At 52.7% G+C, this 23,571-nt stretch carries 24 protein-coding genes; 15 read left to right on the forward strand and 9 right to left on the reverse strand.

Going from position 1 to position 23,571, the window contains the following annotated elements:
• Positions 1 to 582: 582 nt before the first annotated feature.
• From H9L05_RS22330 to H9L05_RS22340, 3 genes are all read right to left on the reverse strand, one after another.
• Positions 583 to 2,802 carry a type IV secretory system conjugative DNA transfer family protein gene (locus H9L05_RS22330; protein WP_187734657.1) on the reverse strand — a complete coding sequence of 740 codons (2,220 nt, stop codon included), beginning with the start codon at positions 2,800 to 2,802 and terminating at the stop codon, positions 583 to 585.
• 93 nt (positions 2,803 to 2,895) lie between these two features.
• Positions 2,896 to 3,915 carry a DUF5712 family protein gene (locus H9L05_RS22335; protein WP_187734658.1) on the reverse strand — a complete coding sequence of 340 codons (1,020 nt, stop codon included), beginning with the start codon at positions 3,913 to 3,915 and terminating at the stop codon, positions 2,896 to 2,898.
• Positions 3,916 to 3,925: 10 nt separating this feature from the next.
• The gene (locus H9L05_RS22340) at positions 3,926 to 4,390 is read right to left on the reverse strand and encodes a BfmA/BtgA family mobilization protein (RefSeq protein WP_187734659.1); all 465 of its coding nucleotides are present in this window, start codon (positions 4,388 to 4,390) and stop codon (positions 3,926 to 3,928) included.
• A gap of 945 nt (positions 4,391 to 5,335) precedes the next feature.
• On the opposite strand from H9L05_RS22340, the gene H9L05_RS22345 reads away from it, so the two are divergent.
• From H9L05_RS22345 to H9L05_RS22360, 4 genes are all read left to right on the forward strand, one after another.
• The gene (locus tag H9L05_RS22345) at positions 5,336 to 6,124 is read left to right on the forward strand and encodes a ParA family protein (RefSeq protein ID WP_187734660.1); all 789 of its coding nucleotides are present in this window, start codon (positions 5,336 to 5,338) and stop codon (positions 6,122 to 6,124) included.
• Positions 6,125 to 6,915: 791 nt separating this feature from the next.
• Entirely contained in the window at positions 6,916 to 7,209 is a 294-nt protein-coding gene (locus H9L05_RS22350; RefSeq protein ID WP_187734661.1) for a type II toxin-antitoxin system HigB family toxin, read from the forward strand.
• Positions 7,210 to 7,249: 40 nt separating this feature from the next.
• Positions 7,250 to 7,597 carry a hypothetical protein gene (locus tag H9L05_RS22355; protein WP_187734662.1) on the forward strand — a complete coding sequence of 116 codons (348 nt, stop codon included), beginning with the start codon at positions 7,250 to 7,252 and terminating at the stop codon, positions 7,595 to 7,597.
• Between the two features lie 661 nt (positions 7,598 to 8,258).
• Positions 8,259 to 9,203, forward strand: a complete 945-nt coding sequence (locus tag H9L05_RS22360) for a replication initiation protein (RefSeq protein ID WP_223285049.1) — start codon at positions 8,259 to 8,261, stop codon at positions 9,201 to 9,203.
• Between the two features lie 255 nt (positions 9,204 to 9,458).
• Here the strand turns inward: H9L05_RS22360 and H9L05_RS22365 are convergent, their stop codons facing one another.
• The 6 genes from H9L05_RS22365 to H9L05_RS22390 form a co-directional block, all read right to left on the reverse strand.
• Positions 9,459 to 9,764, reverse strand: coding sequence for a hypothetical protein (locus H9L05_RS22365; RefSeq protein ID WP_187734663.1), 306 nt, complete (start codon positions 9,762 to 9,764; stop codon positions 9,459 to 9,461).
• Between the two features lie 110 nt (positions 9,765 to 9,874).
• Entirely contained in the window at positions 9,875 to 10,384 is a 510-nt protein-coding gene (locus H9L05_RS22370) for a zincin-like metallopeptidase domain-containing protein (protein WP_187734664.1), read from the reverse strand.
• 47 nt (positions 10,385 to 10,431) lie between these two features.
• Complete coding sequence (locus H9L05_RS22375; protein WP_187734665.1) at positions 10,432 to 10,896, reverse strand: ArdC-like ssDNA-binding domain-containing protein; 465 nt, start codon at positions 10,894 to 10,896, stop codon at positions 10,432 to 10,434.
• Between the two features lie 585 nt (positions 10,897 to 11,481).
• Complete coding sequence (locus tag H9L05_RS22380) at positions 11,482 to 12,189, reverse strand: hypothetical protein (RefSeq protein ID WP_187734666.1); 708 nt, start codon at positions 12,187 to 12,189, stop codon at positions 11,482 to 11,484.
• A 101-nt stretch (positions 12,190 to 12,290) separates the two neighbouring features.
• Positions 12,291 to 14,141: a toprim domain-containing protein gene (locus tag H9L05_RS22385; RefSeq protein WP_187734667.1), complete on the reverse strand. Its 1,851-nt coding sequence runs from the start codon at positions 14,139 to 14,141 to the stop codon at positions 12,291 to 12,293.
• 68 nt (positions 14,142 to 14,209) lie between these two features.
• The gene (locus H9L05_RS22390; RefSeq protein ID WP_187734668.1) at positions 14,210 to 14,605 is read right to left on the reverse strand and encodes a hypothetical protein; all 396 of its coding nucleotides are present in this window, start codon (positions 14,603 to 14,605) and stop codon (positions 14,210 to 14,212) included.
• A 373-nt stretch (positions 14,606 to 14,978) separates the two neighbouring features.
• Between H9L05_RS22390 and H9L05_RS22395 the strand changes: the two genes are divergently transcribed.
• The 11 genes from H9L05_RS22395 (at position 14,979) to H9L05_RS22440 (ending at position 23,537) form a co-directional block, all read left to right on the forward strand.
• Positions 14,979 to 15,653, forward strand: a complete 675-nt coding sequence (locus H9L05_RS22395) for a hypothetical protein (protein WP_187734669.1) — start codon at positions 14,979 to 14,981, stop codon at positions 15,651 to 15,653.
• 151 nt (positions 15,654 to 15,804) lie between these two features.
• Positions 15,805 to 16,179, forward strand: coding sequence for a hypothetical protein (locus H9L05_RS22400; protein WP_187734670.1), 375 nt, complete (start codon positions 15,805 to 15,807; stop codon positions 16,177 to 16,179).
• Between the two features lie 15 nt (positions 16,180 to 16,194).
• Positions 16,195 to 16,515, forward strand: a complete 321-nt coding sequence (locus H9L05_RS22405) for a hypothetical protein (RefSeq protein WP_187734671.1) — start codon at positions 16,195 to 16,197, stop codon at positions 16,513 to 16,515.
• Positions 16,487 to 19,096 carry a TraG/VirB4 family ATPase gene (locus H9L05_RS22410; RefSeq protein WP_187734672.1) on the forward strand — a complete coding sequence of 870 codons (2,610 nt, stop codon included), beginning with the start codon at positions 16,487 to 16,489 and terminating at the stop codon, positions 19,094 to 19,096. The genes H9L05_RS22405 and H9L05_RS22410 overlap by 29 nt, the downstream gene beginning before the upstream one ends.
• A complete protein-coding gene (locus H9L05_RS22415; RefSeq protein ID WP_187734615.1) occupies positions 19,093 to 19,407 on the forward strand; it encodes a hypothetical protein in 315 nt (104 codons plus the stop codon). The genes H9L05_RS22410 and H9L05_RS22415 overlap by 4 nt, the downstream gene beginning before the upstream one ends.
• A 23-nt stretch (positions 19,408 to 19,430) precedes the next feature.
• The gene (locus H9L05_RS22420) at positions 19,431 to 20,228 is read left to right on the forward strand and encodes a hypothetical protein (RefSeq protein ID WP_187734616.1); all 798 of its coding nucleotides are present in this window, start codon (positions 19,431 to 19,433) and stop codon (positions 20,226 to 20,228) included.
• Between the two features lie 18 nt (positions 20,229 to 20,246).
• Positions 20,247 to 20,495, forward strand: a complete 249-nt coding sequence (locus H9L05_RS22425; RefSeq protein ID WP_187734617.1) for a hypothetical protein — start codon at positions 20,247 to 20,249, stop codon at positions 20,493 to 20,495.
• Between the two features lie 199 nt (positions 20,496 to 20,694).
• Positions 20,695 to 20,895, forward strand: a complete 201-nt coding sequence (locus tag H9L05_RS22430; RefSeq protein WP_187734618.1) for a hypothetical protein — start codon at positions 20,695 to 20,697, stop codon at positions 20,893 to 20,895.
• Positions 20,896 to 20,999: 104 nt separating this feature from the next.
• The gene (locus H9L05_RS24505) at positions 21,000 to 21,842 is read left to right on the forward strand and encodes a hypothetical protein (protein ID WP_223285043.1); all 843 of its coding nucleotides are present in this window, start codon (positions 21,000 to 21,002) and stop codon (positions 21,840 to 21,842) included.
• A gap of 85 nt (positions 21,843 to 21,927) precedes the next feature.
• Positions 21,928 to 22,629, forward strand: coding sequence for a DUF4138 domain-containing protein (locus H9L05_RS22435; protein ID WP_262892743.1), 702 nt, complete (start codon positions 21,928 to 21,930; stop codon positions 22,627 to 22,629).
• A 14-nt stretch (positions 22,630 to 22,643) separates the two neighbouring features.
• Positions 22,644 to 23,537: a hypothetical protein gene (locus H9L05_RS22440; protein WP_187734620.1), complete on the forward strand. Its 894-nt coding sequence runs from the start codon at positions 22,644 to 22,646 to the stop codon at positions 23,535 to 23,537.
• Positions 23,538 to 23,571: the final 34 nt, after the last annotated feature.

Consider the following 23,571-nt stretch of genomic DNA (forward strand, 5'->3'; position numbering starts at 1 on the left):
GATGCTGGCGGGGTTTCTGGTGTTAGTGGAGGTTGGCCTTAGTCTGTGGTGGCGTCCAATCTATCCATGACCGGGACGTTTGACAGCAGGTACACTGCATTCTTAGTTTCGTGCCGACTGTGTACACTTCTAATACTTCCTCGTGGGCGTGTAATGTTGCCTCACCACACGTCGCGCACTCTAGCAGCTCCGTGGCAGCAAACATATCTTCTAGGAAAGCTAGCTCGTCTTTTTGCATGGGTTTTACTGTTAGATGATGGATAGCGTTCTATGCCGCTACTGTCATTGCCTACATCTATATGGTTTCGCTACTGAGTAGGCCAGTTCCGAAAGTTTATCAGCTGCAACCTCTAGCTCGCCTAACGTCTTATTGCTGCTCAGGTTAAACACGCGGTCTGCCGTATAGGAACCTTGTCAACGTTATCCAGATTAATACCGTCAATATGGGGGGATACGTTACTATACTTGGCTATTCCCTGCCAGCGAATTGCATTTAATTCCTCACCGTTTTCATTCAAGCCCTGTATCACTAGCCCTCCGGCCTGAATGGGCTGCGAGGTGAAAATGTGCGCGTAAAATACTTTATTGGTTGGCTCCGGCGAAGGTATTGGGATAGGTGGCAATTATGTCGTTGGCCTCCTTGCGCACCCGTAGAAAGTTCTCCATCACCGTCTGACTTAGGGCGGCGGCGGGGTCTAACCCTTCGGCACTAAATGTTGCAAACGGATGCAAAGGAAAACGCTCTGCTGTTACGTCGTTCCGGGCAATAGTTCCTTTAAAGAAAGTCTGCGCGGTTTCCACGGTTTGACCAATAAACTCTCCCTGCTGCAATCCTACGGTATCCTGCACCCGAACCAAGTGGCGCTCCTGAAGGCTGGTATTCTGGTTGGTTGATCGGTTGCGGTGGCCGCTGCCGCCCTGGCTGGTGCCGGTGCTGGTGCTGGTCATTTCCCGGTCCTCTCGCCCGACCAGCTCGGAAATAAACTTAGCCGTTTCCAGCGAGTTTGTCTTGCCATAAAACTGATTGTTCAGGTTGTCTACCATCACATTCATTTTATCCTTGCCGTACAGATCCGTCATCTGCGGGAAACCCTGTGTCATGTAGATAGTAGCAACCTTATTGCTTCGCGCTGTCGCCGGCAGCGTTTCCAGACCAGGCACGTACATCGTGGCCGCTTCATCCAGGAACACGTAGGAGCGGTGCTTGTCCTGCTGATTCATAAGCTTAATCGCCACGGTGATAAGGCAGCTTACGACCGGGGAAAACGTTTCTTTTAGGGTCGGGTCGTTGCCAATGCAAAGTAGCTTCGGCGCCACCCGGTTATTTAGATCCAACGAGAAACCTTCCCCGTTTTCTTCATCCGGTGTCAGTACCCAAACCACTTCGGGGCTATTGATGCGGGTTAGGTTTACCTGCAAGGTGCCCAGTATCGCTCCCACTTGTTTGTCCGCTTTGGTTTCTACCGCTGAAATAAGGCTACGGGCCTGATCACCGCTTTCTAGGTCGGTTTCCAGCATACTCAGGACGTGGCGGTAGTCCTTATGCATAGCTGTAGCTACGACGTGGGGAATGGTGCAATACGCTGGATAGTGCTTCTTGTAAAACCACATAATGGCCGTTAAATAAGCTACGGCGCTGGTATCAAAGAACTCCATCTTTTTAATGCTGGATGGATTTAGATTATTGATAATGGCCCGGCTGTACTCCTCGGCAAACGCAACCACGGGCATATCGAGTGCGCGTATCGGATTCACGCGCTCACTGCGCGTAAGGTCACGGAAGTTGATGATGTGTAGCTGTACGGGTGGCTCCTCCCTTACTGGCTCCTTCGCGTATAGCTTCGCTTGCAGCTTGCCCCATGGGCTAGCCGCTAGCTTGGCCGCTTTCTCCTTCTCAGCCTGTTTGTAACGGTCAGCCACTACGATAGCTTTCTGGGCAACCTCTGCCAGCACTGGAAACTTAAAGTCATAGATGAGGCCCGAAAAGTTACGCTTAGCAAACTGGATGATCAAGGGCTCCCCTATCGAGTAGGTCTTGCCGGCTCCTGCGCCACCCAGTACCATAACGCCCCGGTACGGGTTGGCTATGGTAATCCAGCCGCCATCACTGGTAGGAAGATAAACAGCATCTTCTTTAACTACTTTTTTACGCTCTGTCGTCAGCCCGAAGGCAGGCCGCTTGGCACCAGCCCACAGGAAACCAGCTATACCACCACTGGCCAGCACGGCGGCAGCGGCAGCTGGATAACCAAACGTAATAAAGCCCGGAGTGAACGTATGGATAGTGAGTAGCAGGTACGCTCCGAGTAGCAGCATACCCAAGCAAATCGCTGTAATGACTTGCCGCGCTTTGGGGTCTATCTTCTTATGCTTCGGTGTTCCCGGTTCCTCTGCGGGCGTTTTCTGCACGAATACGAGTACAAGGCTGGCTACTACCAATAGCCCGCGTAAGAGGATGCCGGCTGAGCCGTAGAACTTCGCGGCCCTGACTAATAGCTTACCCTTGATGCTCTGTCCGGCCTTGGTTACGGCCTGCGCGCTGGATACCCTAGTAGTAAGCGTCTGCTCCGTAGCATGGGTAGGAATACTAGGCGTTCCTGCTGCCTCAGCTTGCATCTGCGCTTTGGCAAGTTTGCGCTGGCGCTGCCTCTCCTTAATAACAGCTATCCGGGCGGCTAACTTCTCCTTGGGGGTCAGTTCAGCTACCTCGCTAGCCGGCGTGAGCTGCACGGCCCTGGCGGCGGCTACCTCATCGCTCTTAAGCAAGGTATAATACTCTCCTCCTATAAGAAGCAGAATCAAAAGGGCAAAGAGTTGCCCGACGTTAACCGGGCCGCTGGCTGGTTTAGTGGATTGACTAATCATGTTGAGGGTAGGCTATGGTGGGGCATATCACTACATTTCAATATCCAATTCATCGCGGTTACGGCCCTTCTTCTCAGCTATAGTCTCGGTCTTCTCGTCCTGCCCTTGGCCCGACCGTAGGGCCTGCTGCACGGCTCGTAAAGCAGCTGTAGTGACTTGCTGCGGCTGGGGCTGCTCTCTGCCCGTGGTCAGTAGATGGTAGGCGTTATCAATCGGTATTCCAGCCTCCGCCCGGCGTTCTACCGTGGCTATCGATCGGTAAAACGTCTTATCATACTCGCGCTTCTCGGCTAGCTGCTGTACGCGCTGCGGGTCTAGCTTCTGCTCTTTGGGCACTAGTAGATTGATGCGGTCCACTCGCTCCATAATCTTGGCGGCGCGGGCTGTATCGCGGCTGCTATCCCTCAACTTGGTTTGCACTTTTTCGCGCTCCTGGGCGGTGTAGCCAAACTGTTTTTCAAACTGTTTGCCTGCCTCTTTTTGCCACTCCGTCAGGTTAAATCTGTCCCGCCTGCCACCTGGGTTCAGAGTTATCTTTTGCTCGGTATCGCGGGCACTAACAATGATGTGAACGTGGGTCTGTAAACCGGGTCGCTTCTCCCCTACTTTGGCGCTCCCTGCTTCCACCTCTGGGTCAGTGCCTCGGTAGCTCCTATCATGGTGGATGGTCGCCGCCCAAACAAGATTCTCACTGTCCAAAGTGCGTCCATCTTTCAGCTTGAAATTGCTAGCGTATTGCTCCATCACCTCGCGGGTGTACTCCTTCAATTTCTTCTCGCTGTTACCAATGTGGGATAGCTCATCGGTGCTGGGGCTGATAACTAACGAGTAAAATTTGGCCTCCGTAGCGCGCAGTCCCTTCACATTATTATCAATATCCTGCATCACTTCGGCGGCTGTTTGAGCGTCTTTCTCAGCACCGAAAAACGAAGCTTCCTGCCCTTCTTTCTCTGCTTCTTGCTTCAAGTAATTCAGTGTTTGCGCACTGCTGCCGGTGTTATTGTAAGCTGCTTTTCCGTGCGTGACGGGATTAATTAGCTTAACGTACATGGCTCTTTTGCTAGTAGTTTGCGGCGCTTTTCTCCCCAACTGCCCCCGCTTGCTGTGTCTGCCCCTGCTGTATTTTACTGCTCGCTACTGCCTCCCGCACCTGCGCTTCTATCATCTCCTCGTTCTGCTTCCGCAGTTTCAATAGTGCCTCGCGCTGCTGTTTTAGTTGGGCTTCGCTAAGCTGTTGCAGTCCGGTACTTAGGTTATTTACCAGTATCTCATTCATGCGTAGCACGCGCTCAAGTGTTATCCGGCTGCGTAGCATTTCATCGAGCATCGGAATTAATACACTCCGTTCCTGTACCTGCATATAGCTAAATACTCGGTCGCCTAGCTTCTTCACTTGCTGCATGATTAGCTGACCTTCCCGACTCTCCGTCTCGGCAGGATTGAGACCGCGCTGTGCAAAGTAGCTAACGGCTGCGGCGGTATAATCAGCTTGGCTCAACTTCAACCGCTTGGCCTCCTTACTCATTAGGTGGTGTGCCGCATTGGGAATAGCGACACTCTTAATTCCGGGGTTTGTTGGCATGGATCGTTCGTTCAGTCGTTATTAGGTTAAAACTATCCTGTTAATCAATAGATTATGATGTTTATTATACAGATTTCAGCTATGCTGAAATTTAAGTAACACAATGTCAATACTTTAGTCTTGATATTGTGTTACTCTTCTTGCTAAGAAGTTTCTATCTGTCTTTATAGCGGTTGGGGATAGGGTTAGTCGGCTGTGGTTGTAAGGTTAGTGTCCTAGAGCTGAAACTACGAATATTAACTAATTTATAACTAATTTATAATTAAAATTAACTCCCATTGTGCCTCCCCTATCAATCTTCTTCTAACTTCAACTACCCCTCTTAAACCCTATAAATACACTCCTGTAGCATTGTTCTTACTCTATATAGATTGATCCTACCTACCTGTATGTACCGCATTATATTTATTTTATTTTTTTCTACTTTTCTACTACTCAAGTTCGCTTACGAATCAATACTATCTTCACTAAATAGATTTCCCTTTTTCTACTTTTCTACCTTCAAACGTTAAAGCTTATTAGAGTTATCGTCCTTCTAATTTCCCTTTTTCTACTTTTCTACCTTTCCTTAATTGCTTACTAATTGTTTCTACTTTTCTCTTTTTCTACTTATACGGGTTTGAATGACTAACATTACTTGTACTTATGTTTCTACTATTCTACAATTCCTTTATTCTACTTTTCCCTTTTTATACTAGTGATTCCCCTGAACTCAATATTATAATTTCTACTTTTCTATTATTATATAATTATGTTTTTATAAATTTCTACTTTTATTATTTTACCTTTTTACTCTATGCTACTTTTATCTTTTTCTACTTACATTTGGCTCACCCTCTACCTGACCAGTCAGGAGTGTTTACCCAACCCTTCTAATCAGTAGAAACTATGTCAAAAATTATCAGCTTCGCTACCCAAAAAGGTGGTTCCGGTAAGTCGACTTTGGCCCTTGTCTTGGCTGCTCCTTTGGCTACTGAGTACGGCTTGAAAATCGCTATTCTGGATTGTGACTATCAGCAAAGCATTGTCAAAACCCGGAACCAGATTGATGCCCCTAGCTTGGCTGCTATGCAACAGGCAGATCCATCGGCCAAATATCCTTATGATGTGTTCGCCCTGCCACTGGATAAAATCTTTGATTTCACCGACAACCCGGAAAACGACTACGACTTAATCATCATTGACGTACCGGGCCGCGCTGATGGAGACGATGTTTTTAATGCTCTCACTGGCTGTGACGCTGTTATTGTGCCACTCGTGTCAGATCAGCTAGACCGTGCTTCTACTGCCGAGTTTATGACGATTCTGGCTAGCATCAAGAAAGCAGCGAACGATGCGGGCCTTCCCTTTGATTACTTCGGCTTAGCTACGAAGCGGATTGCGGGCCGTAGAGAAGAAAAAGAAATGGATGAGTATATAGACGGGCTGAGCCTCTCACGCTTTAACTCCTTTCTAAGTAACCGCGTGGCCTACTCGCGGGCATCTACTTTGCACAGTCTGCTTACCCCTGGCTTCCGCGCTTATGCTGGTGGGACCAAGGAAAGCTCCGACGAAATACGCCGTGTGTGTGACGAGCTGATAGAACGCCTGGACTTACCGAATCACAAAGCAGCTTCGGTGGCTATTGCTACAGAAACTGACGAACGCGGCGTATCATCTACCACTGTAACTGAATAAGGCCATGCCCGCTCCCTTCGTCCCAAAAGCTCCTCGTGGGCGTATTCCTGTTTCTGAGGCGGATAGAGCCGCCGCCCGCGCTGGTATGGATGGTGAAAAAACCAAACAAGCCAGCGAACCTTTAGCGCCCGCTGCGACCTTAACCCAGCCAGCAACTCCGTTGGCCACAGAGTCAGAGTCTGCCGCTGCTCCAACCCAACCTACTGCGTCTGAGGCTGCAACTGCGCCGACGGTAGTCACTACTCTTGCGCCTACCGAACCGACAGCGGTAGAACCTGCCGTGGCCTCGATTGAGTCAACTCCTCAACAAGCGGCCCCGACTGCTCCTAGTCGGCGTGGTCGCAAGCCTGCGGTTCCCACTGCGACGGCTCCGGTCGCGCTCCGTTCACTAAAAGTGCCCGAACCAAGTTGGCTTGAGATTAAGCTAGTAGTGGCTCAACTTGCGGGTATACAGGATGTGCCCCATAACATTCAGACGTACATAGAAGCAGCTCATCATCACTACGAAGCGCACTTACGAAAACAGGGAAAACTACCAAGCAAATAACACAAAGCATGTAATTTGCAGCACTGGTTAGAAGTAGGGTCGGTTTGGTCGCCGACACAACTTATTTTTAATTCGGCGCTACAACGCGCCAAACCAAGGGCAGCTCCTTCCGGAGCTGCTTTTGCGCTTAACGGCGATAGGGTAGGGGAGAGGCGACCTATCTGGTGAACTAATTTCTAAAATAAGCAATTACAGATTCTAGGAGAAAATTATCAATTTCAGAATTCTGCCCATATCTTTGGGCATGGTCATCATTTCCCAGAAGCCGCTACGGGAGTTTTGGGAACAGCACCCCGATGCGAAAGAGGCGCTCAGTGCCTGGTACGCCTTTGTGCAGGAAAGCGACTGGGCCCGGCACGCGGACGTGATTCGAGATTATAACACGGCCGAGTACACCCGGGACGGGCGCTACGTGTTCAACATCCGGGGCAATAATTACCGCTTGGTGGCGCGGCTGCACTTCGCGACCCGTACCGTGTTCATCCGCTTTGTGGGCACCCACCAGCAGTACGACCGCATCGACGCCGACACCGTTTGAGCTCGCACCGTTTCTCTCACGTTTTATAAGCTTCCTCCTCATGGACATTCGCTCCCAAGCCGACTACCACCAGGCCCTGGACCAGTTCACGGCCTGGATGGACAAGGAACCCACCGATCTGGCACCCATGCTCGCGTTGCGCGACGCCATCAGTGCCTACGAGAAGACCCAGGGCTACGAACTGCCCGAGCCTCAAACCCTAGTGGGCCGCCTGGAACTGGAGATGTACCGGCGCAAGCTCAACAAGAAAAACTTAGCGGCCCTGCTGGATATCCCGGCCTCACGCCTGAGCGACGTGCTCCAGGGCCGGCGCATCAATCTGGACTTGGCTAAGCGCCTCTACAAGCGCTTGGGCATCCCCGCTGACTTTATCCTGGAAGCCGCTTAACGGCTTAGACTAGGCAGAAAGGCCCTTTTACTGCCACTGTCGCGCCGATTTTTTGCTTATAAAACGTGCTAGTTGGGAGATAAAGGTGGGGCTAGCGACTTATAAAACGTGGTTTTTCACTCTTGTATAAAGTCAGCAAACGCTGTTTGATCACCGTTAATAAGTCTACTGGGAGTATAAAAAGTGTTTTGCCACTGCTGATTACCGGAGATGCTAGAGAAACTGAGACAACTTATAAAACGTGGTTTTAAATAAGTAAAGCATAACTTCTACATGGTAAAGTGCAATCCCTGTGGTTAGGCTTATTTTGTGCTTTCTTTTTGTTGTTTTTTGTTTGCCCCACCGCCCAGCTCGAACCACTACTCTAAAAGCTTTTTTTAGAGTGGGTATCAACAAGTTTGTGAGTATTTGTTATTACTTGTCTATTTGTAGGGTTCATAACTCGCTGATAATCAATAGTATATAAAGGTATAAAACCACGTTTTATAAGCGAAAAACCACGTTTTATACCTTTTAAACCACTTTTTATAAGTTCAAAACCACGTTTTATAAGTTAAACTCTCACGTTTTATAAGTTAAAAACCACGTATAACTACCACTGTGGTTTTTTAATACTTGGTTAACTACATTTGCTTTATATCTTGCTACGTACCCCGAGTCTATGGAGCCTGTTGTAACTGCCTTAACCGTGGTGGAGCCCACCCCCGTTGTGCGCCAGCACAACGCTATCACCCAGGCGCGCTACGACTACACGGCCTGCCAACTGGACATCTTCTTCTACCTGCTCTCCCGCCTGCGGCGGGATGACGCGCCGGATCAGGAGTACACGATTTACGTCAAGGACGTAGAAGCCCTGACCGGGCGGCAGTGGAATTACCAGCAGTTGCGTGAAGCTACGGCCGATATGGGCTCGCGCATGTTCGAGGTAGAAAACGAGCGGACCTACCAGCAGCTGTGGATGTTTCAGCGGGTAGAGTACATCAAGGGTAAAGGTTGCCTGCAGATTCAGTTGGCCGCCCCCATCCGACCTTTTCTGTTCAACCTCAAGGAAAACTTCACCTCCTACCAGCTGCACTCGGCCCTAAAGTTAAGCAGCAAGTACGCCAAGCGCATTTACCAGCTCGTTAGCCAGTGGAAAGACAAGGCCACCACGCGCACCTACCCGCTGGACGAGCTCAAGCAGATGCTGCACCTGAAGGACCCCAAGGGCAAGGAGCCGGAACTGTTTCAAAACATCAGCCAGCTCAAGGCCCGGGTGCTCGACATCGCCGTACGCCAAGTCAGCGAGCATACCGACCTCAAGATTGACTACCAACTGCTCAAGAAGGGGAGGGCCTATGACGCGGTACGCTTCACCATTGCCCGCCAGCAGCCCCAGCAGCTGCCTATTCCCTTCGAGCAACCGGCCGAGGATGCCCGCGCCTTCACCGCGCGTCAGCATCTGGAAACACTGGGCATCACCCAGCCGCATCTGGTGGCCACCATCCTCGGAGACACCAAGCATCTGGACCAGCTTTTCAAGTTCACCTATCAGCTCAAAACGGAGAAGGTGAAGGCGACCAAAAACCCCGGTGGGCTATTTTTGAAAATCTGCGGCCTGCGGTGATGTGCAAAGCTTGAATGGGGACCTTAATTCGTTTGGGGAAACGACCAAAGATATATTGAAAATCAGAGCATTAGCAGTTCATCTGAAGGTGGAAACTTTCCGCTAATAGCTACAGACCCAGGTTGACCTAGTATTTCCATAACTAGGCTAACGTGTACCCCGCTGCCGATCAGGTGAGTATAAACCCTTTGTTTAAACAGCAAAGTCGGAGGCTTCCCCTATTTGTTCAATAATGCCCTTTCCGGCCTGCTGGGGCTACTCTGATGCCGGTTCCTGCGCCCGCTCGGACTCTCGCTGCTCGTAAATCAGCCGGGCAATATCAAGGTACGGCACTCCTAGCGCGTTGGCCAGTGCATGTAGCTCGTCTTGGGTTAGGGTGCCTGGCTGCTGCCGGCGTGTGTCGAACGTACGCGGGTTCAGCTTGAGCTTCTTACCTAACTCCTTCTTCGTTAGTGGGGCCGCGTCTACCAACTCGGCCAGCGTAGCTGCTTCAATCGTCAAGGTGCCTTTCCCCTGCTGGATGGTAAAAGAAACGGCGGCGGTGGCTGGGGCGGCTGACATATCGAAAGAACTAGGAGTGTAGGTAGGTGCTAAAGTAGCGTTTTAAGACGTTAGGGGCAATCTAGGACTAGGGGGTAGTAGCTCGTGAGCTGCTACCCCCTAGCCGGTGGCTACTCAGCCAACCAGCTTTTTTCTGCTGCCATAAATTCGCGGTCGGTGTCGTCCAGCTCCGGCGCGGCCAGTTCGGCTGCGGGCCGCTCGGTGGCGGTTGGGGGCTGCTCCTCATCTTCCGGCTCCTCAGTGTGGCCTAGTATCATCTCAGCGGCGCGCTGGGCTTTGCTGGCGGCCTGTACTACTAGCTTTTTGTCGTTTTTAAGCAGATCCAGCCAGTTTTGAATATAAGCTACCGCGTTCTGCTCGGTCTGCTCGGTGGCAATGCCTGCGGCGGCGCTCAGGAATGATGCACCCATTTCGGCGATTAGCTCCTCACGGGCGTAGCTGGTGCTCTGCTTGCCTTCGCCAGCGGTCAGTTCGGCGCGGTCAAGGCGGGACTTGTGGCCGGTGCTGTGGGTCAGCTCGTGGAATAAGGTTTGATAGTAACCTTCCGACGTGGTGAACGTCTCCGGCTTTGGCATATTCACAATATCCATCATGGGCGAGTAGTAGGCGCGCTGGTGCAAGTGCTGAATGGCAGGCTTGCTCTCCCATGCTCCTACAATGCCCTCGGCTACCTCGCTGGGGTAAAACCGTAGGTCTTTACTTCGGGCAGCTTAAACTCAATGCCTTCTATATCTTCCACCGAAAACACGGTGTAATACTTCAAAAAGGGCATTTTTTCCTCTTTTCCGGTTTCCTTGTTTTCGCGCTTGGCAATGCTGTAGTAGATTACATGGTGACCTTTGGCACCCTTGCGAACATTGCCGCCCAACGCAAGCGCCTGCTTAAACGTCATAAAGAAGGGTAAGGCACCACTGAAATGCAGCAAAAACAGGTTGATACCACTGTAAACGCGGCCGGTGGCATAGTTACGGGGCAACCCGTAAACAGCGTTCCACGGCTTGCGCCACGGAATAATACCGCCTTCAAGGGCTGCGATAATCCGATCAGTTACAATCTGGTACACGTCGGGATGGTTGGTAGTAGCAGCTTTGGCAGTTGCTTTCGTAGTGGCAGTCTTACTGTTCTTTTTCATAGCTAAGAGCCTGTATATCTGTTTATTGACTATATCTATTAAACGTAAAAAGCTCATTCGTTGTTGCATTTTTTACATTTATGTTTGTATAAAATACATTTATTTTTACTGTCTTTTATTAGGCCCTTGCCCCATTCTACCAGACTTTCTTCCCCACTGCCCCAATCGGTGTTTGTAGCTGAAAGCAAGCCTGTAATCGAACTATATTAAAGTGAGTCAGCAGGCTTGCTTTCGGCCTGAACGTCGCGAGAAGGAGGGTAGGAGTTTGTTCCCGAGGACCGAAGCCATAGCCCTAAACAGCGGCCCTGGGAGCACGCCCAACTGGGTACTCCACCGATTTATTGACTAATAAAACCTCTTATTTAGCTTCCACTATTGCTTTTTTGCTGTCTTTGGGACAGCTGCTGCTCTTAAAAATGTACCCTTACGGGTCTGAAAACAGCAAAAAGAGGGCAGTGGGGAAAAAGATGTCTCTGGTCTCTGTCTAACCACAATAAAAAGCCGCCCCGGATTCCGGGGCGGCTTTTTATTTAGCGTCATGGGTAACGCCGTTTCCGGCGCGGTAGTCGGGTGCGAAGCGTCCGACTACCGGGTGATTTCTTGACTGTGTTGGGGCTGGGCCATTTCGTAGCCCTTGCCGATTTCGCGGCGCTCGGCGCGGTCGCTGCTATGCTCTATCACATGGTTACCACTCTGTCTAGCCACCGCGTCAAGCGTGTTGCTCACCTTAGCAATTTCGGGCTGATCGGTACGGTACGACACCTTCATTTCAGAGTGCCTGATACCTTGCTCGTCGATAATACTTAGAATCTCGCCCGTTTTAGCGCCACTGGCATTAATAGCACTTTTTACCGCTTCGGCTTGGCCACGTACGCCGGCCTTTGGCTCTACTTCCTCAACCTTCACAATAGCTTGTTTTTCCACCCCATCTACTACGGCACGGGGTGGGGTTTCAGCCCGTTCAGTGCGGGCAACTTCGAGAGTAACAGCTGCTGCGGGTTTGGCGGCTATGTCCTGGCTGCGATCGCGGTTGTGCGGCTGAATGGCGGCGGCTTCGGCGGCTACTTGACGAGTAGCGCGGTCGGCCTCAGATTCCACAATCTTAACTCCAATATACATTTCCTGCCCGCCCTCAGCTCGCGCATTGGTATTAGTTATGACGGCGTGAATGATGGCAATATCGGGCTGGTCGTTCCGGTAGTTCATATCGAATTCAGCCCGACGTATGCCCTGCGCATCAACCGTGCTGCGGATTTCGCTGGTCTGCATCGAGTAGCCCGACTGGTCGAGCACTTGCTTCCAGGCCTCAGCGCGTCCGGTGGTATTAGCTACCAGCTCATCAATCTTCCACGTTGCCGTTTTCTCCTCCCCTACAGGTAGGGTAGGGGCGGGGCTTATCGCAGCGAACTTGGCCCGGTCCCGGATTTCCTGTACCTCCGCTTCATCAACCTTACGGCCCGTTGGCGGGGGTTATCGTTAATGTACTCCTTGAGCAATATCAAGCCGGCATCCTTGGCCGCTACAAACTGCGCGGTATGCTCGGCGGCTTCCTGCTCGGTGCGGTAGGAGCGGAACGCGGCGCCTGACTGCTCGGTGGCGGCACTAGTTACCGCTGATGCTGCTATTGCCTCGCTGAGCTGGCGGTCTTGCTCTTGGCGGCGCTGCTGGGCTTCGGGAGTATTCTCCTGGCGCTCCTTTTCTTGCCAATCTTTTTGCTGACGCTGTTTCTCGTCAATATCATGGCGGTTTTGCTCGGCCTGGTGCTCGGCCTGCAAGCGTTGCTGCTCTAGGCGCTGCTGCTGCTCTTGCTCCTGGCGCTGCTGACGCTCGGCGGCGCGTTCCAGTTCCTCCCGCTGGCCCTGGGCGCGGATTTGTTCCGCGTTTAGCCCTTGAAGGGTCAATTCTACATCGCGGTTATAATCCTTGGCCAGCGGATAGTCTACCCGGATGAATGGTTCTTGCTGGCGCTCCTGCTCAGGCCGTAGCTGCTCCCGCTGCCGGTATAGCTCGTGGCTGATTACCTCGAGTTGTGCGGTATCCGCCTTAGCCACTGACAAGCGTAGTACTGTCTCGCGCTCGGTGCTGCGCTGCACCTCCAGATCGATTGTCGGTCCGCTTTCCTGGACGCTGTTCATCCTGGCTATCCGGTCGGTGAGTTGCTGCACCTGGGGGGCGCCCTGCTCAGTGCTGTCGTGATGATACGTCACTTTCAGGGCCGTGTGGTATTTGTCACTGGTCGCGTGCCACTCTACCGGGCGGCTGGCCTCTTTGTAGGCTTCCTGGTCAGCAATAGGTGCTAAGGGACGGGCTGGGTGCAGCTCGTTCAGGTAGTTCATGTTGAATTGTCGGCCTCCCGCGTCGCGGTCGTTGGCCAGTACTATCTCCTTGGGTTCCTGCTTGTCAATGACCCGCTGAATCAAGGCTACCTGTGCTTCCGTAGGGGTGCCACTGGTCGCAATGTACATGGTGTTTTTCTGGTCTTGCTCGTGTTTGAGCTGATAATGGGAAAGCGAATCAATGGCTGATTCACTTACTACTATTCGCTCTACTTTGGTATCCTTGCCCTCTGTCGGATGGGAAACCCAAACGCCGTTTTTAGGCAATGGGAGCAAGTTTTTATAGTTCTCGTTCTTCTGCTCGACACTGGCTAATCCCTGCTCGTTGTAAAGAGGAAACGCCGTGTTCTTATGCCCATTTTGTTGCGCCGTGAAGATGCGGCCCTGAAAGGCCGGGTTATCGAGGGTCTTATCTTCGATACCCCGGCCATGCAGATAGCTACGGTCGGTTAGCTCTTTTTTTACTCCTAAAACTTCCGCAATCAGGCGTGTTTTGCGATCCTCCTCCACCTGACGCTCGTGGTTGGGGTCGCTCACTGGCAAGGCATTAAGCCGCGCTACTGTGGGCGCGGGGGCATATTGGCGGGCCAGTGCGGCTCCATCATTTAGGTACTCGCGTAGCTCCAGCCGCACCTGGCCTAAGTTCAAGCCGTGCCCATCACCTCCTCTGGTTTTGGCAAAATCAATTACGCTGCCTTTGTCACGGTCGTCGCCGGTATTGAGGTACACCTGATGGTCACCTTTTCGACTAATAATTAATACCTCTCCTTCCTTCTCCAACTGGTGCCAATCGCCTCTCCTTCCTTCCTTCTGTACTTGGTACCCGTGGCGCTGGGCGTAGTCAACTAAGTCAATGTCGCGCTTGAATTGGTCAAGCTCGTTGGGGTCATTCCCTCTTGGAGCGTTCATAGGTAGGCAGCTGACTGGTGAGATGTAAACCAGTAGCTCTGAACGAAGGACACGCGGGAGCTATCCGGTCAAGATTTAGATTGTTCGTGCTTGCTCTTTTCCAGCGGAGAAACGCCCCCATCAAAGCATTTGAGGGTTGCTTGGAATTTGTCGAGGAGCTCCCGGTTCGGGAATACGAAGCGGTGAATGTTGCTATCCGGTGCTATCCTAGTGAGTTCAACCGGAACATCAAGGTGGCGAAGCAAGCGTAGGACAAGGCGTATTTCTTCAGTTTTAAGGTTGCCGTTTTTAAGGTTTACAAGGGTGGTGTAAGGCAAGCCCCGCGCGTCACAAAACGGTTTCAGTTCTCCTCTACCAAACATTTTTAGTCGGTAGGCGGCGTATCGTAGTCCATCCTCATAAGTAATGGTTAGGTCTAGATCAGGCTCTCCTAAAGGGGGAATGGTGTTGTCTTCTGAGTACATGGCTGGGAGGTGTGTTTGCAGGCCGTAAAAGTGGGCCTTTAGGGCGTGATATTGTATATACTGAATTTACAAATACACGAATCCCTTGCTTGTCCTCCAAACCAAGCATACCCTGCTTGTCAACCTATCCCGCTATAATACAACCTAAAATACCAGGCAAAACTTTCGTTGAGAAAGCTGGGTGAGAGCAAATATATAATCCCAGTAGATTTAGTCCGATTAAAAAATGAAAATAAAATTATAAGCTTTTAACAACTATTGTATAACTTACTATTGCACTCTTTCAACGAAGAAAATAATTTTATACTTTCTTTATAATTTGTTTATAATTATTTTATAAGTTTAGGTGAACTAAGGCCGTTAGCAGCCTATTATGTCACCTGTCTTATTTGTAGCGCTGGTTCTGGCCCCTGCTGTTGCTCTTATTGGGCTACTAGTATGGCGCTTTAAAAGCGCTCAAAAAGAGAAAAAAGAGGTTTTCACAGCTACTAGCAATCATAAGTCAATAAAGAACTTCCATTATCGCCCTGCGCCGTCCTTACCTACTCCTGTTGCTTCCCCACTAACTGAAAGTGGCGCTCTTTCTCAGCTGATGCCGGAAGAGGATTTCTTACAAAAACAACAAAAGGAGATTCAAGAAGAAGTTGAACGCCTGGAAGCCGAAGAAGCTGAACGGCGTGAATTGGCCGAAGCTGCTACACAACCAACTACTAGACCTGCCGCAGCTACTACCAGCATTACAAATGCAGCAATAGATGAAACCAAAGCACCCGGTAGGCGCCCACCAGCCGCGAATGCAACAGATTCAGTATTAGACACCCTCAATTCAGATATAGTACCTGCTACGGCGTCGGCTGCGGAAGATGAGGCAGTTCCGGATGCAGTTTATGATAATCCGCTGGGGGCGGCTGCGGCTGCCCCAACCAAGAACGATACAAATAATCGGGCGGCTGAGGTCGAGTTACGCAAGCGCCAACGTGCCGCCAGACAACTTCAATCAGCCGGGCAAAAGAATATTCTCACCTCCCTGCTAGCGGAGAAAAAATAGTGCTTCCCGGGACATAAGCCCCCTGATTATCAATCCTATAACTCTTTGCTAAGGCTTTACTCAAAAGTCAAGAATACGCCCCTTTCTAACCTGCTTATAGGGAGTTAAGCACCCTGCGGTTTTCATCTACTAACCACCAATTCTCCTTCCCATGTTTACCAAATCTCTTTCCTTGGCTAACAAGCTGGCTGTTGCTGGTAAAGCCTACCAACCTTCTAAAGCGGAACGCCGCGCTTTCGCTTTACTATCAGCCCTGGCGCTGACCAATCGGGCTGCCTTTGCACAGGGTGCGCAAGCCGCACTAGAAGGAGTGCAAGAAACAGTACTGGGTATCGTGCAGGTAGTATTCGCTATCGGTCTTATCGTGTTTCTGGTCGTTGTGGTGCTAAAGTTCATGCGTGGTGCCCCGGATGCGCTGGGTTCGCTGGGCTGGCTCGTAGGTGCCGTTATCCTCTGGTTTGGCTTCCAACTCTTCAAAGACGACCTCGTCGGGGCTGTCGGTGGGGGACAAGGTGGGGTACGCTAGGAAAGTAGTGCCCTCATGCGCTCTTACAAATCAATTGAGCGACCAGCTCAGGTTCTGGGGATGAACCTCCAGGATTTGGGCATTTTGGTTGGCCTGTTCATGGGCTCGGTTCTGCTACTCGGCTTCCTGGGTATCATCGTCAAGATACCTCGCCTGGTGTACCTAATCGTGATAGTGGTAGAGGTCCTCTTACTCCTTGGGTTTCGCTACCTCAGCAAGACCCAGCCGCCCGGCTTCCTGCTGGCCTGGGTGTCTTTCAAGTTCTCCCAACCCCGCCGTATTGCTGTGGGACAACTTCCTTCCCCTCATGAAAAACCCAAAAACAAGCGCGTTTAACGACGTGATGCCGGTTCATTCCTATGAGGATGACAAGGTGGTTTTTAAGGATGGCCGCGTAGCGGTGGGTTTCCTGGTTGAGCCAGCAGAAATGGAAAGCTGGAACGTGGAAGAGTATGAAGCCTTCCACTCAGCTCTGGTGGGTGCCATGCGCTCGCAGCCGGCAGGTATGATGTTGCAGAAAACGGATGGCTACTATGACCGTCCGTATCGGCAGGACAAAACCCAACAGACCTACTTTGAGGGGAAGATGAATAAGCACTTTCACGAACGGCTGGTGCTGTTTCAAAAGTCTTATCTATTCCTCTCGTATGCGCCGGTTGCCGTGAAGTCGCCCAAGACTAACGCCCTGAATGTGTTAGTAGCTCGGGCTGGTGAGGCGATTATGAAGAACCCTTACGCGCAGCTCGTCCAAACCTTGGAGGCGGCAGAAAGCAACGCTATTGAGTTTATCCAGGGGGTCAAGAACCTGTGCGGCGTTTCCTTCGAACGCCTGAGCAGCCAAGACATTCACAAACTGTACCTGCAATACTTCAACCTCAATTTCGACGGTCAGCCTACCCGCCAAGAGCGCGAAATAGGGAATGAGCTAGGTACCCTGGCCGTTGGGGAGCACAAAGTGAATATCCTGTCCATGGTGGGGCAGGGAACGGATGCTTACCCGGCGGTCAGGAACGGCTACGGGGTAACCTCCCCCATGCTCTACCCTCTGACGCACGTTTTGCAGTGCCCCCATATTCTGACGCAAGCCATGATTGTGCGGGATAGCCGGTCCGAACTAGGCAGCCTGGACAATGACCGCAAAATCAATAACACCCTCTCTTTTCTAGCTGGTCAGGACAACGCGCTGCGCGCCAAGGAAGTCGAGGAGTTTACCGCGGAAATACGGGCCAGTCAAAAGCAAATTGTGGGCCTGCACCTCTCGGTCATGCTGTGGGATACCAACGATACCAGCCGCCGTGAGAACGTGGACAAAGCCGCTTCAGCCTTCCGGTATATGTTCAACACGGAAAGCGTAGTAGAAAGCTATTTGGCGCTGCCACTTTTCTTCGGCTTGCTACCTGGCAACTCGTACCAGATTCCCGACCGCTGGCTAACCAGTACCACTGACCGGGCGGCTTGCTACACTCACTGGACGTCCACCTACAAGACGGACCAGGTAGGAGAATACCTGGTAGACCGCTTCCGCAATCTGGTACAAGTAAACCTGTTCAATACCAAGCTGGAAAATCAGAACGCGATGGTGATTGGGCCTACCGGTACGGGCAAAAGCTACACGTTTGGCAACCTGATTGTGCAGCGGTTCGAGAAGGGGGCACGGCAAATCATTATGGACGTGGGCGGCACGTACCGTAACGTTATACAGTCGCTCAACGGGGAGCAATTCGGGAACACCTACTTCGAGTACGACCCGCAGCGGCCCATCGAGTTTAACCCCTTCATGGTACCTCGGGATGAGGCTTCCCAAAAGTGGCTTTATGATGATGAGAAAACGGTTTTCCACCTCGCTCTAATTGCCGCGCTTTGGAAAGGTGGAGCCTCCGGCCTGGATAAGTCAGAGCGTACTATCCTTTCCCGCTTTCTGATTGAGTACTACCAGTACCTGAACAATGAGGATAAGCTAGGCCAAGCGGATGAGGAGTTTCCCGGTATGGAGAGCTTCTACAAGTTCGTGGAACGCTACGACGCTGAAATGCAAAAGCCTGTTTCTGCTCCCGGTGAAGGGGCCGTAGCAGACCCATTGGATGGGGCACGTCGGACCTACCAGAAGAACATGAAGTATATTGATATGCACCAATTTTTCTTGGTGATGAGTCAATATATCACGGGAGGCCGGTACGAGAAGGTACTGAATGCGAAGCGTGATGTAGACCTGAGCGAACACCGGCTTATCTGCTTCGACCTAGCCAAGGTGCAAGCTGACCCCGACTTGTACCCGGTGGTCGCGATGCTCATCACGGAGCTGAGCCTGGATCTGTTCCGCAAGTTCCCGGAAGCAGTGAAGTACATCGCCTTGGATGAAGCCTGGACGATGCTGAGCGGTGTCCTCTCGGAGTTTATTGAAAGTATGTACCGCACGATTCGGAAAACCAACGGTTCGGTAACGATCATCACGCAGGGTATCAACGAAATTGTAAACAGCAAAATCGGCTCGGCTATCATTACCAACTCGGGCACGAAAATCATTTTGCGGCACATCAACCCGGATTCGCTGGCGCAACTGCAAGCACCACTCGGTCTAACTGGCCACGAAATGGATCTGATTAAGTCGGTGCGCGCTACTGACCACCTGCGGGAGTTCTTTATCAAGCAGGGCGATAAAGGAAAAGTGTTTGCCTTGGAAGCCTCTCCTCAGCTAGACGCTATCCTGACGTCTAAGCCCTTCGAGCGCAACCACTTGAATAGCCTGATTAAGTTTTATCAGCAGACCAACAAGCGGCCCAAAATTGACCCTGACGGTCGCCCGGTGCTGGCCCCGGATGGCACCCCGGAATACGAAGAAGTTAAAGTACAACGGCTGGACTACGCAGTAGAACAGTTTGTCGAGGATAAGCGCAACGGTAAACTCGGCGGGAAATGATGGGAAACTTTCTAATGGTAGCCTTCGGAGTTGACCCGGGGTTTCTGCGCGCTTGTGACCAGACCCTAGAAATTGTGCTCATGGCCTGCCGCTTCATTACGCCTGCGCTAATGAGTATCGCCTTACTCTATACCATCTTCCGGGGGCTTATCAGCGGGAGTGGCTTAGCAATGGATTGGGGGCCTATTCTGAAAGCGTGCTGGATATTCTTTCTGCTGTTCTTCTACAAGACCCTGCTCGATACGCTGGGGCTGGCCTTTCTGCCTTTACTGCTCTCTTCTCCACCGACCAATCCGCGGCTGAAGCGCTAACCGCGCTTACGACGCCTGCCCCGGTGGCGGCGGCGGCTAAGAGTGATGCTTTAGGCCTGGGTGACGTGGTAACGGGGGCTGCGGCGATGATGACTAGTGTGGTTGAATCCATCAGCAACTTCACTTTCTCCGGCCTAATGACGCGGCTGTTCACGGCTACAACCGTGCTGATTGTCCGCGAGGTGATGCTGTTTTTGCAGCAATTCATTCTCGGCTTTCTCTACGTCTGCGGGCCAATTGCGATGACCCTTTCCGTCATTCCGGCTTTTGGACAGCTAGCGATAAAGTGGCTGCAAAACTTCCTCGCGGTGCAGCTCTGGGGCCTTACGTTCGTGCTGCTGGATACGATGTATAGCTTCTTTGCTCAAACGCAGCAAGTAGCTGGCGGTATCCTGGCCAGCGGTGGGCTAGACCAATCAGTGAAGGATTCCAAGTTTATGCTCATGTCCGTGGGCTTCGTGCTGCTGTACGGAATGGTGCCCTGGCTAACCTCCTTGTTTATCGGCTCCTCCGCCGCGCAAGGCTTCGCTGGGCAAATGATTGGTTCAGCAGTAGGCGCGGCCACATTTGCAGCGGGTGTCGCGGCTCCGGGTGGTGGGGGGTTGTCTTCGGCTATTGGCCGGGCAATGGGCAACGGTGGCTCTGGCGGTGGCGGCATAAGTGCTGGCGGTGGCAGCGGCAGTAGTGGTGGCGGGGGTAGTAGTGCTGGCACTGGGGAAACTTCTAGTAGCTCGGCTGCGGCTGGCTTACCCTCCATTACCATGTCCGATGCGCTGAATCCATCTTACCGGCAACGGCCCTCCGGTCTCTGGACTTCTTAACAACTTCCTCCCCTCCCTATGAAAATCCCATCCCAAACTTTCGCGTGGCTATTCGGTCTGGGCCTAGTTAGTGGGTGCCAGTCGAGCGACCAGCAAGCGGCAGGAACTGAGGCTCCGGCGGCGGCACCAGCTGCTGCCGCTACTTCTTCCCAAGCCAACTCTTCCGCCCCACTGCCCACTACGGCCCTAGACGTACGGCCCGCCGTCGAGCAGCTGCTGCCCCTGAGGGATACCTGGAAACGGTATCAGCTAAAACGCTCAAAGTAGAACCAATAGCCGTAGCTCTACCACCGCTGTGGGGCTCCCTGGAACCGGGAGCACCGCGAACGGCTCCTGGCTACCGGATTAGTTATGAGGCAGTTATTCAGTGGGTGCCTAAAGGGTATGGAAGTGGAAAAGTACCTGCAACCATGACGCTCTATGCCCCAACGGCAAGGACAGCCTAGCACGGTACAATCTAGGTGGAATGAACTACAATATTCCGGGTCAGGAGAAGTACACGGTATCGGAAATAGAACCGAACAAGCCCGTCACCGTGCGGGGCGTGCTGTACGCTTTCGCCGGTCAGAACAACCAGAATAAGCCCGCCCTAGTGGTGTACCCCTATCGCAATAAGGGTGGGGTAGCTGACCCGAGCAAAATGACTTTTCTTTCCCTACCGCAATAGGGGCGGTGGGGAAGAAATGACTGCTGTCAAATTGACCAACTGTTGCCTTCTAACCAGTAAGTGAAATGGACTCTGCAACCAATCTTAGTACCTCCTTCTCTACCATGCGGAATATCGCCATGGGAAGTATCCTGGCGCTGCTGCTCGTCGCTCTGGGCGCGGGCTACATAGTCTATTGTATCAGTGAGAAAGCCGGACAACGGGTGTACGTGGTCAGCTCTACTGGCTCGGTGGCGGCGCTGTCTGCTCCGGCTACCGAATCGCATAGCAGCTATGAGGCCCGTAACCTGGTGCGCAACTTCATGCAAACCATGTTTGGCCACGACCAATACACTTTCAAGGCCAACTTGGATGCTGCCCTGCCGCTTATTGAGGGTCGCGGGGGCCGGCGTATTTACGATGGCTTTGTGCGGGGCCAGGTACCCCAAAACTATGAGCGGTACGCGGCCCGCAACGTGGTAACGGTAGATAGTGTGCTGGTCGATATGAGCCGCCGCCCTTGGTCGGGTTCCGTGTACATCAAGCAGCGCATCTTCATTGGGGGTGAACAGAAAGAGCCGCTGCCCCTGGCCGCTAAGTTTAACCTGGAAGAAACCAACCGCTCGGATCAGAACCCTTACGGGTTGCTAATTACCAACTTCGACTATATCCCTTATCAGCCGAATCTATCCCGCCAGGAAAGGGAGCTACTCGAAGCCCAGGAGGCCGACCGCCAGCGCCGCCTCCTCGAAGCGCAACGGGGGCACAAGCTCCAGTTTCTGCTCCTGCACTTGCGGCTCCGGCTCAATAACCCTCTAATCAGTCTCCATCATGCGTCCTTCCTTCCTCCCTGCGGTGCTGCTGAGCCTGGTGCTGCCCCTGCTACCTGTCTCGGTTACGTCGGCGCAAACCGTGCGCCCGATTGCTCAACAGTCGATCCGGGCGCAACGGCCCGTATCGGCGGCTAAGTCCAACGAGAACCTATTGGACGTGGCCGTATCGGATAGTTCTACTACCTACCTCGTTTTCGGTGGCCCGGTGTCCTTGGTAGACGTGGGCATGGCAGGCAACTATCTGGTTAAGATCGAAGCCAACGCCGTATTCGTGCGCGCTAAGCGCAAAAACGCGCCGCCTACCCCCCTGCTCATTCGCTACGGCTCCAAGTACTGGATGGGGCGGTTGGTCTATAGTAACCGGCCGGTTCTTCAACTCTACGATTTCCAGAAAGATGGCGCGCTGGGCTTCAGCAATAGCAGCTCGGCTGGCTCGGTTCCGGAGAATCAGCTGGCGATGGACAAAGAGCAGGAACTGAAAAGCGACGTGGAGGGGAAGTTAACCAAGCTGCGCAAAGTAAAAGAAGAGCATCAGGCAGTCGCCGTGATCGATAATGACCTGGTACTGTCGCTGGCCAATGTGCGCAACGACAAGGAATTCACGTATCTGCGCTTCAAGGTTATCAATCACTCCGCCATTGATTACAACGTCGATTTCACTGATTTCCAATTGGTAGAAAACGCCCAAAAGAAGTTTCTGGCGAAGAAAAAGAATGAAGCGCGCCGCCCCTTGGCGCCTTCGGGTGGGGCTGCTAATCAGACGATTACGGGCCGCACGACCGGTTACCTGACCTATGCCATTCCCTTGTATGCTGCCACGGAACGGGGCTACCTGGAAGTAACCCTGCGTGAACTCAATGGCGCGCGGGTACTAGTGCTGCCGGTGCCTTCCCGGGTTATCAATCGGGCCTCACCCATTTAATAGCTCTCAATCGCATGGAACCTATCATGCCCCCTGACCGGCACGAGGCCGCGCCCCGCCCGGATACCGAACCTGCTGTCGCTACGGACAATATCCCGCCACAACAGCACCAGCCAGAATCAGCTCCGGCTACGCTCACACCTGGTCAGACGTTGTTAAAGAACTGGGTGCCGCTTAGCGTATTGCTGGTGGTACTGCTCTTTAGTGGCTTATTTCTGTGGTTGCAGTCTGCTAAGGAAGCCGCCCGCCAACAGGCAGAACCGGTGGCGGCAGCTTCCGCTAACATTGAGCCGGCGATCAGCTCGGTAGCTGATAAGCCCCCGGTTCGCGTTGCCTCCCCGACGGCGCAACTAGAGGCGCAACGGCGGGCGGAACTGGACGCGGCGGCGGCTCCTGCCCGTCCCACCGAGGAAGACGTAGTAGCCGTATTTGCCGTCGATACTGCCGGCCGCAGCCAGCGGCTAAAGAATCGGGCGGCGGCGCAGGCAGCCGCTCGCCGGCAAGGGGAGCAGCAGCGCCTCGCGGCTCAGGACGTGGATACGATAGAAACAACCGTGCAGGACCCGCAAACGGGCACCTACTCCGCTCGCACGGTGGTAGTACCCCGGCGGCGGTATAGCGCTGGTGCCTCCCCTTCGCGGCGCTCCGGTGCTGCTCGTGGAGCTCGTCGGTCTACGAGCCAGCTCCCGGCTACCGATACGGACGGTACCCCTTTTGAAACGGACCCGGACGTGCTGGCCATGCTCAGCACGTCGCCCCCGGAAACCCGCGCCTCGTATGAGCGCATGACGGGGAGGCGGTATCGGGACCCTGCCCTGGCCGCCCAACAGATAGCAGCCCGCACTACCGCTGCCGGGGTGCGGATGGCTTTAACACGGTTAAAGTGGGTAACAACTCGTCCCGGATGATGGCCCAAGGTGGCCCGCAGCCAGCGCTCGTCCC

Source organism: Hymenobacter qilianensis (assembly GCF_014489555.1).
In the GTDB taxonomy this organism is placed as follows: domain Bacteria; phylum Bacteroidota; class Bacteroidia; order Cytophagales; family Hymenobacteraceae; genus Hymenobacter; species Hymenobacter qilianensis.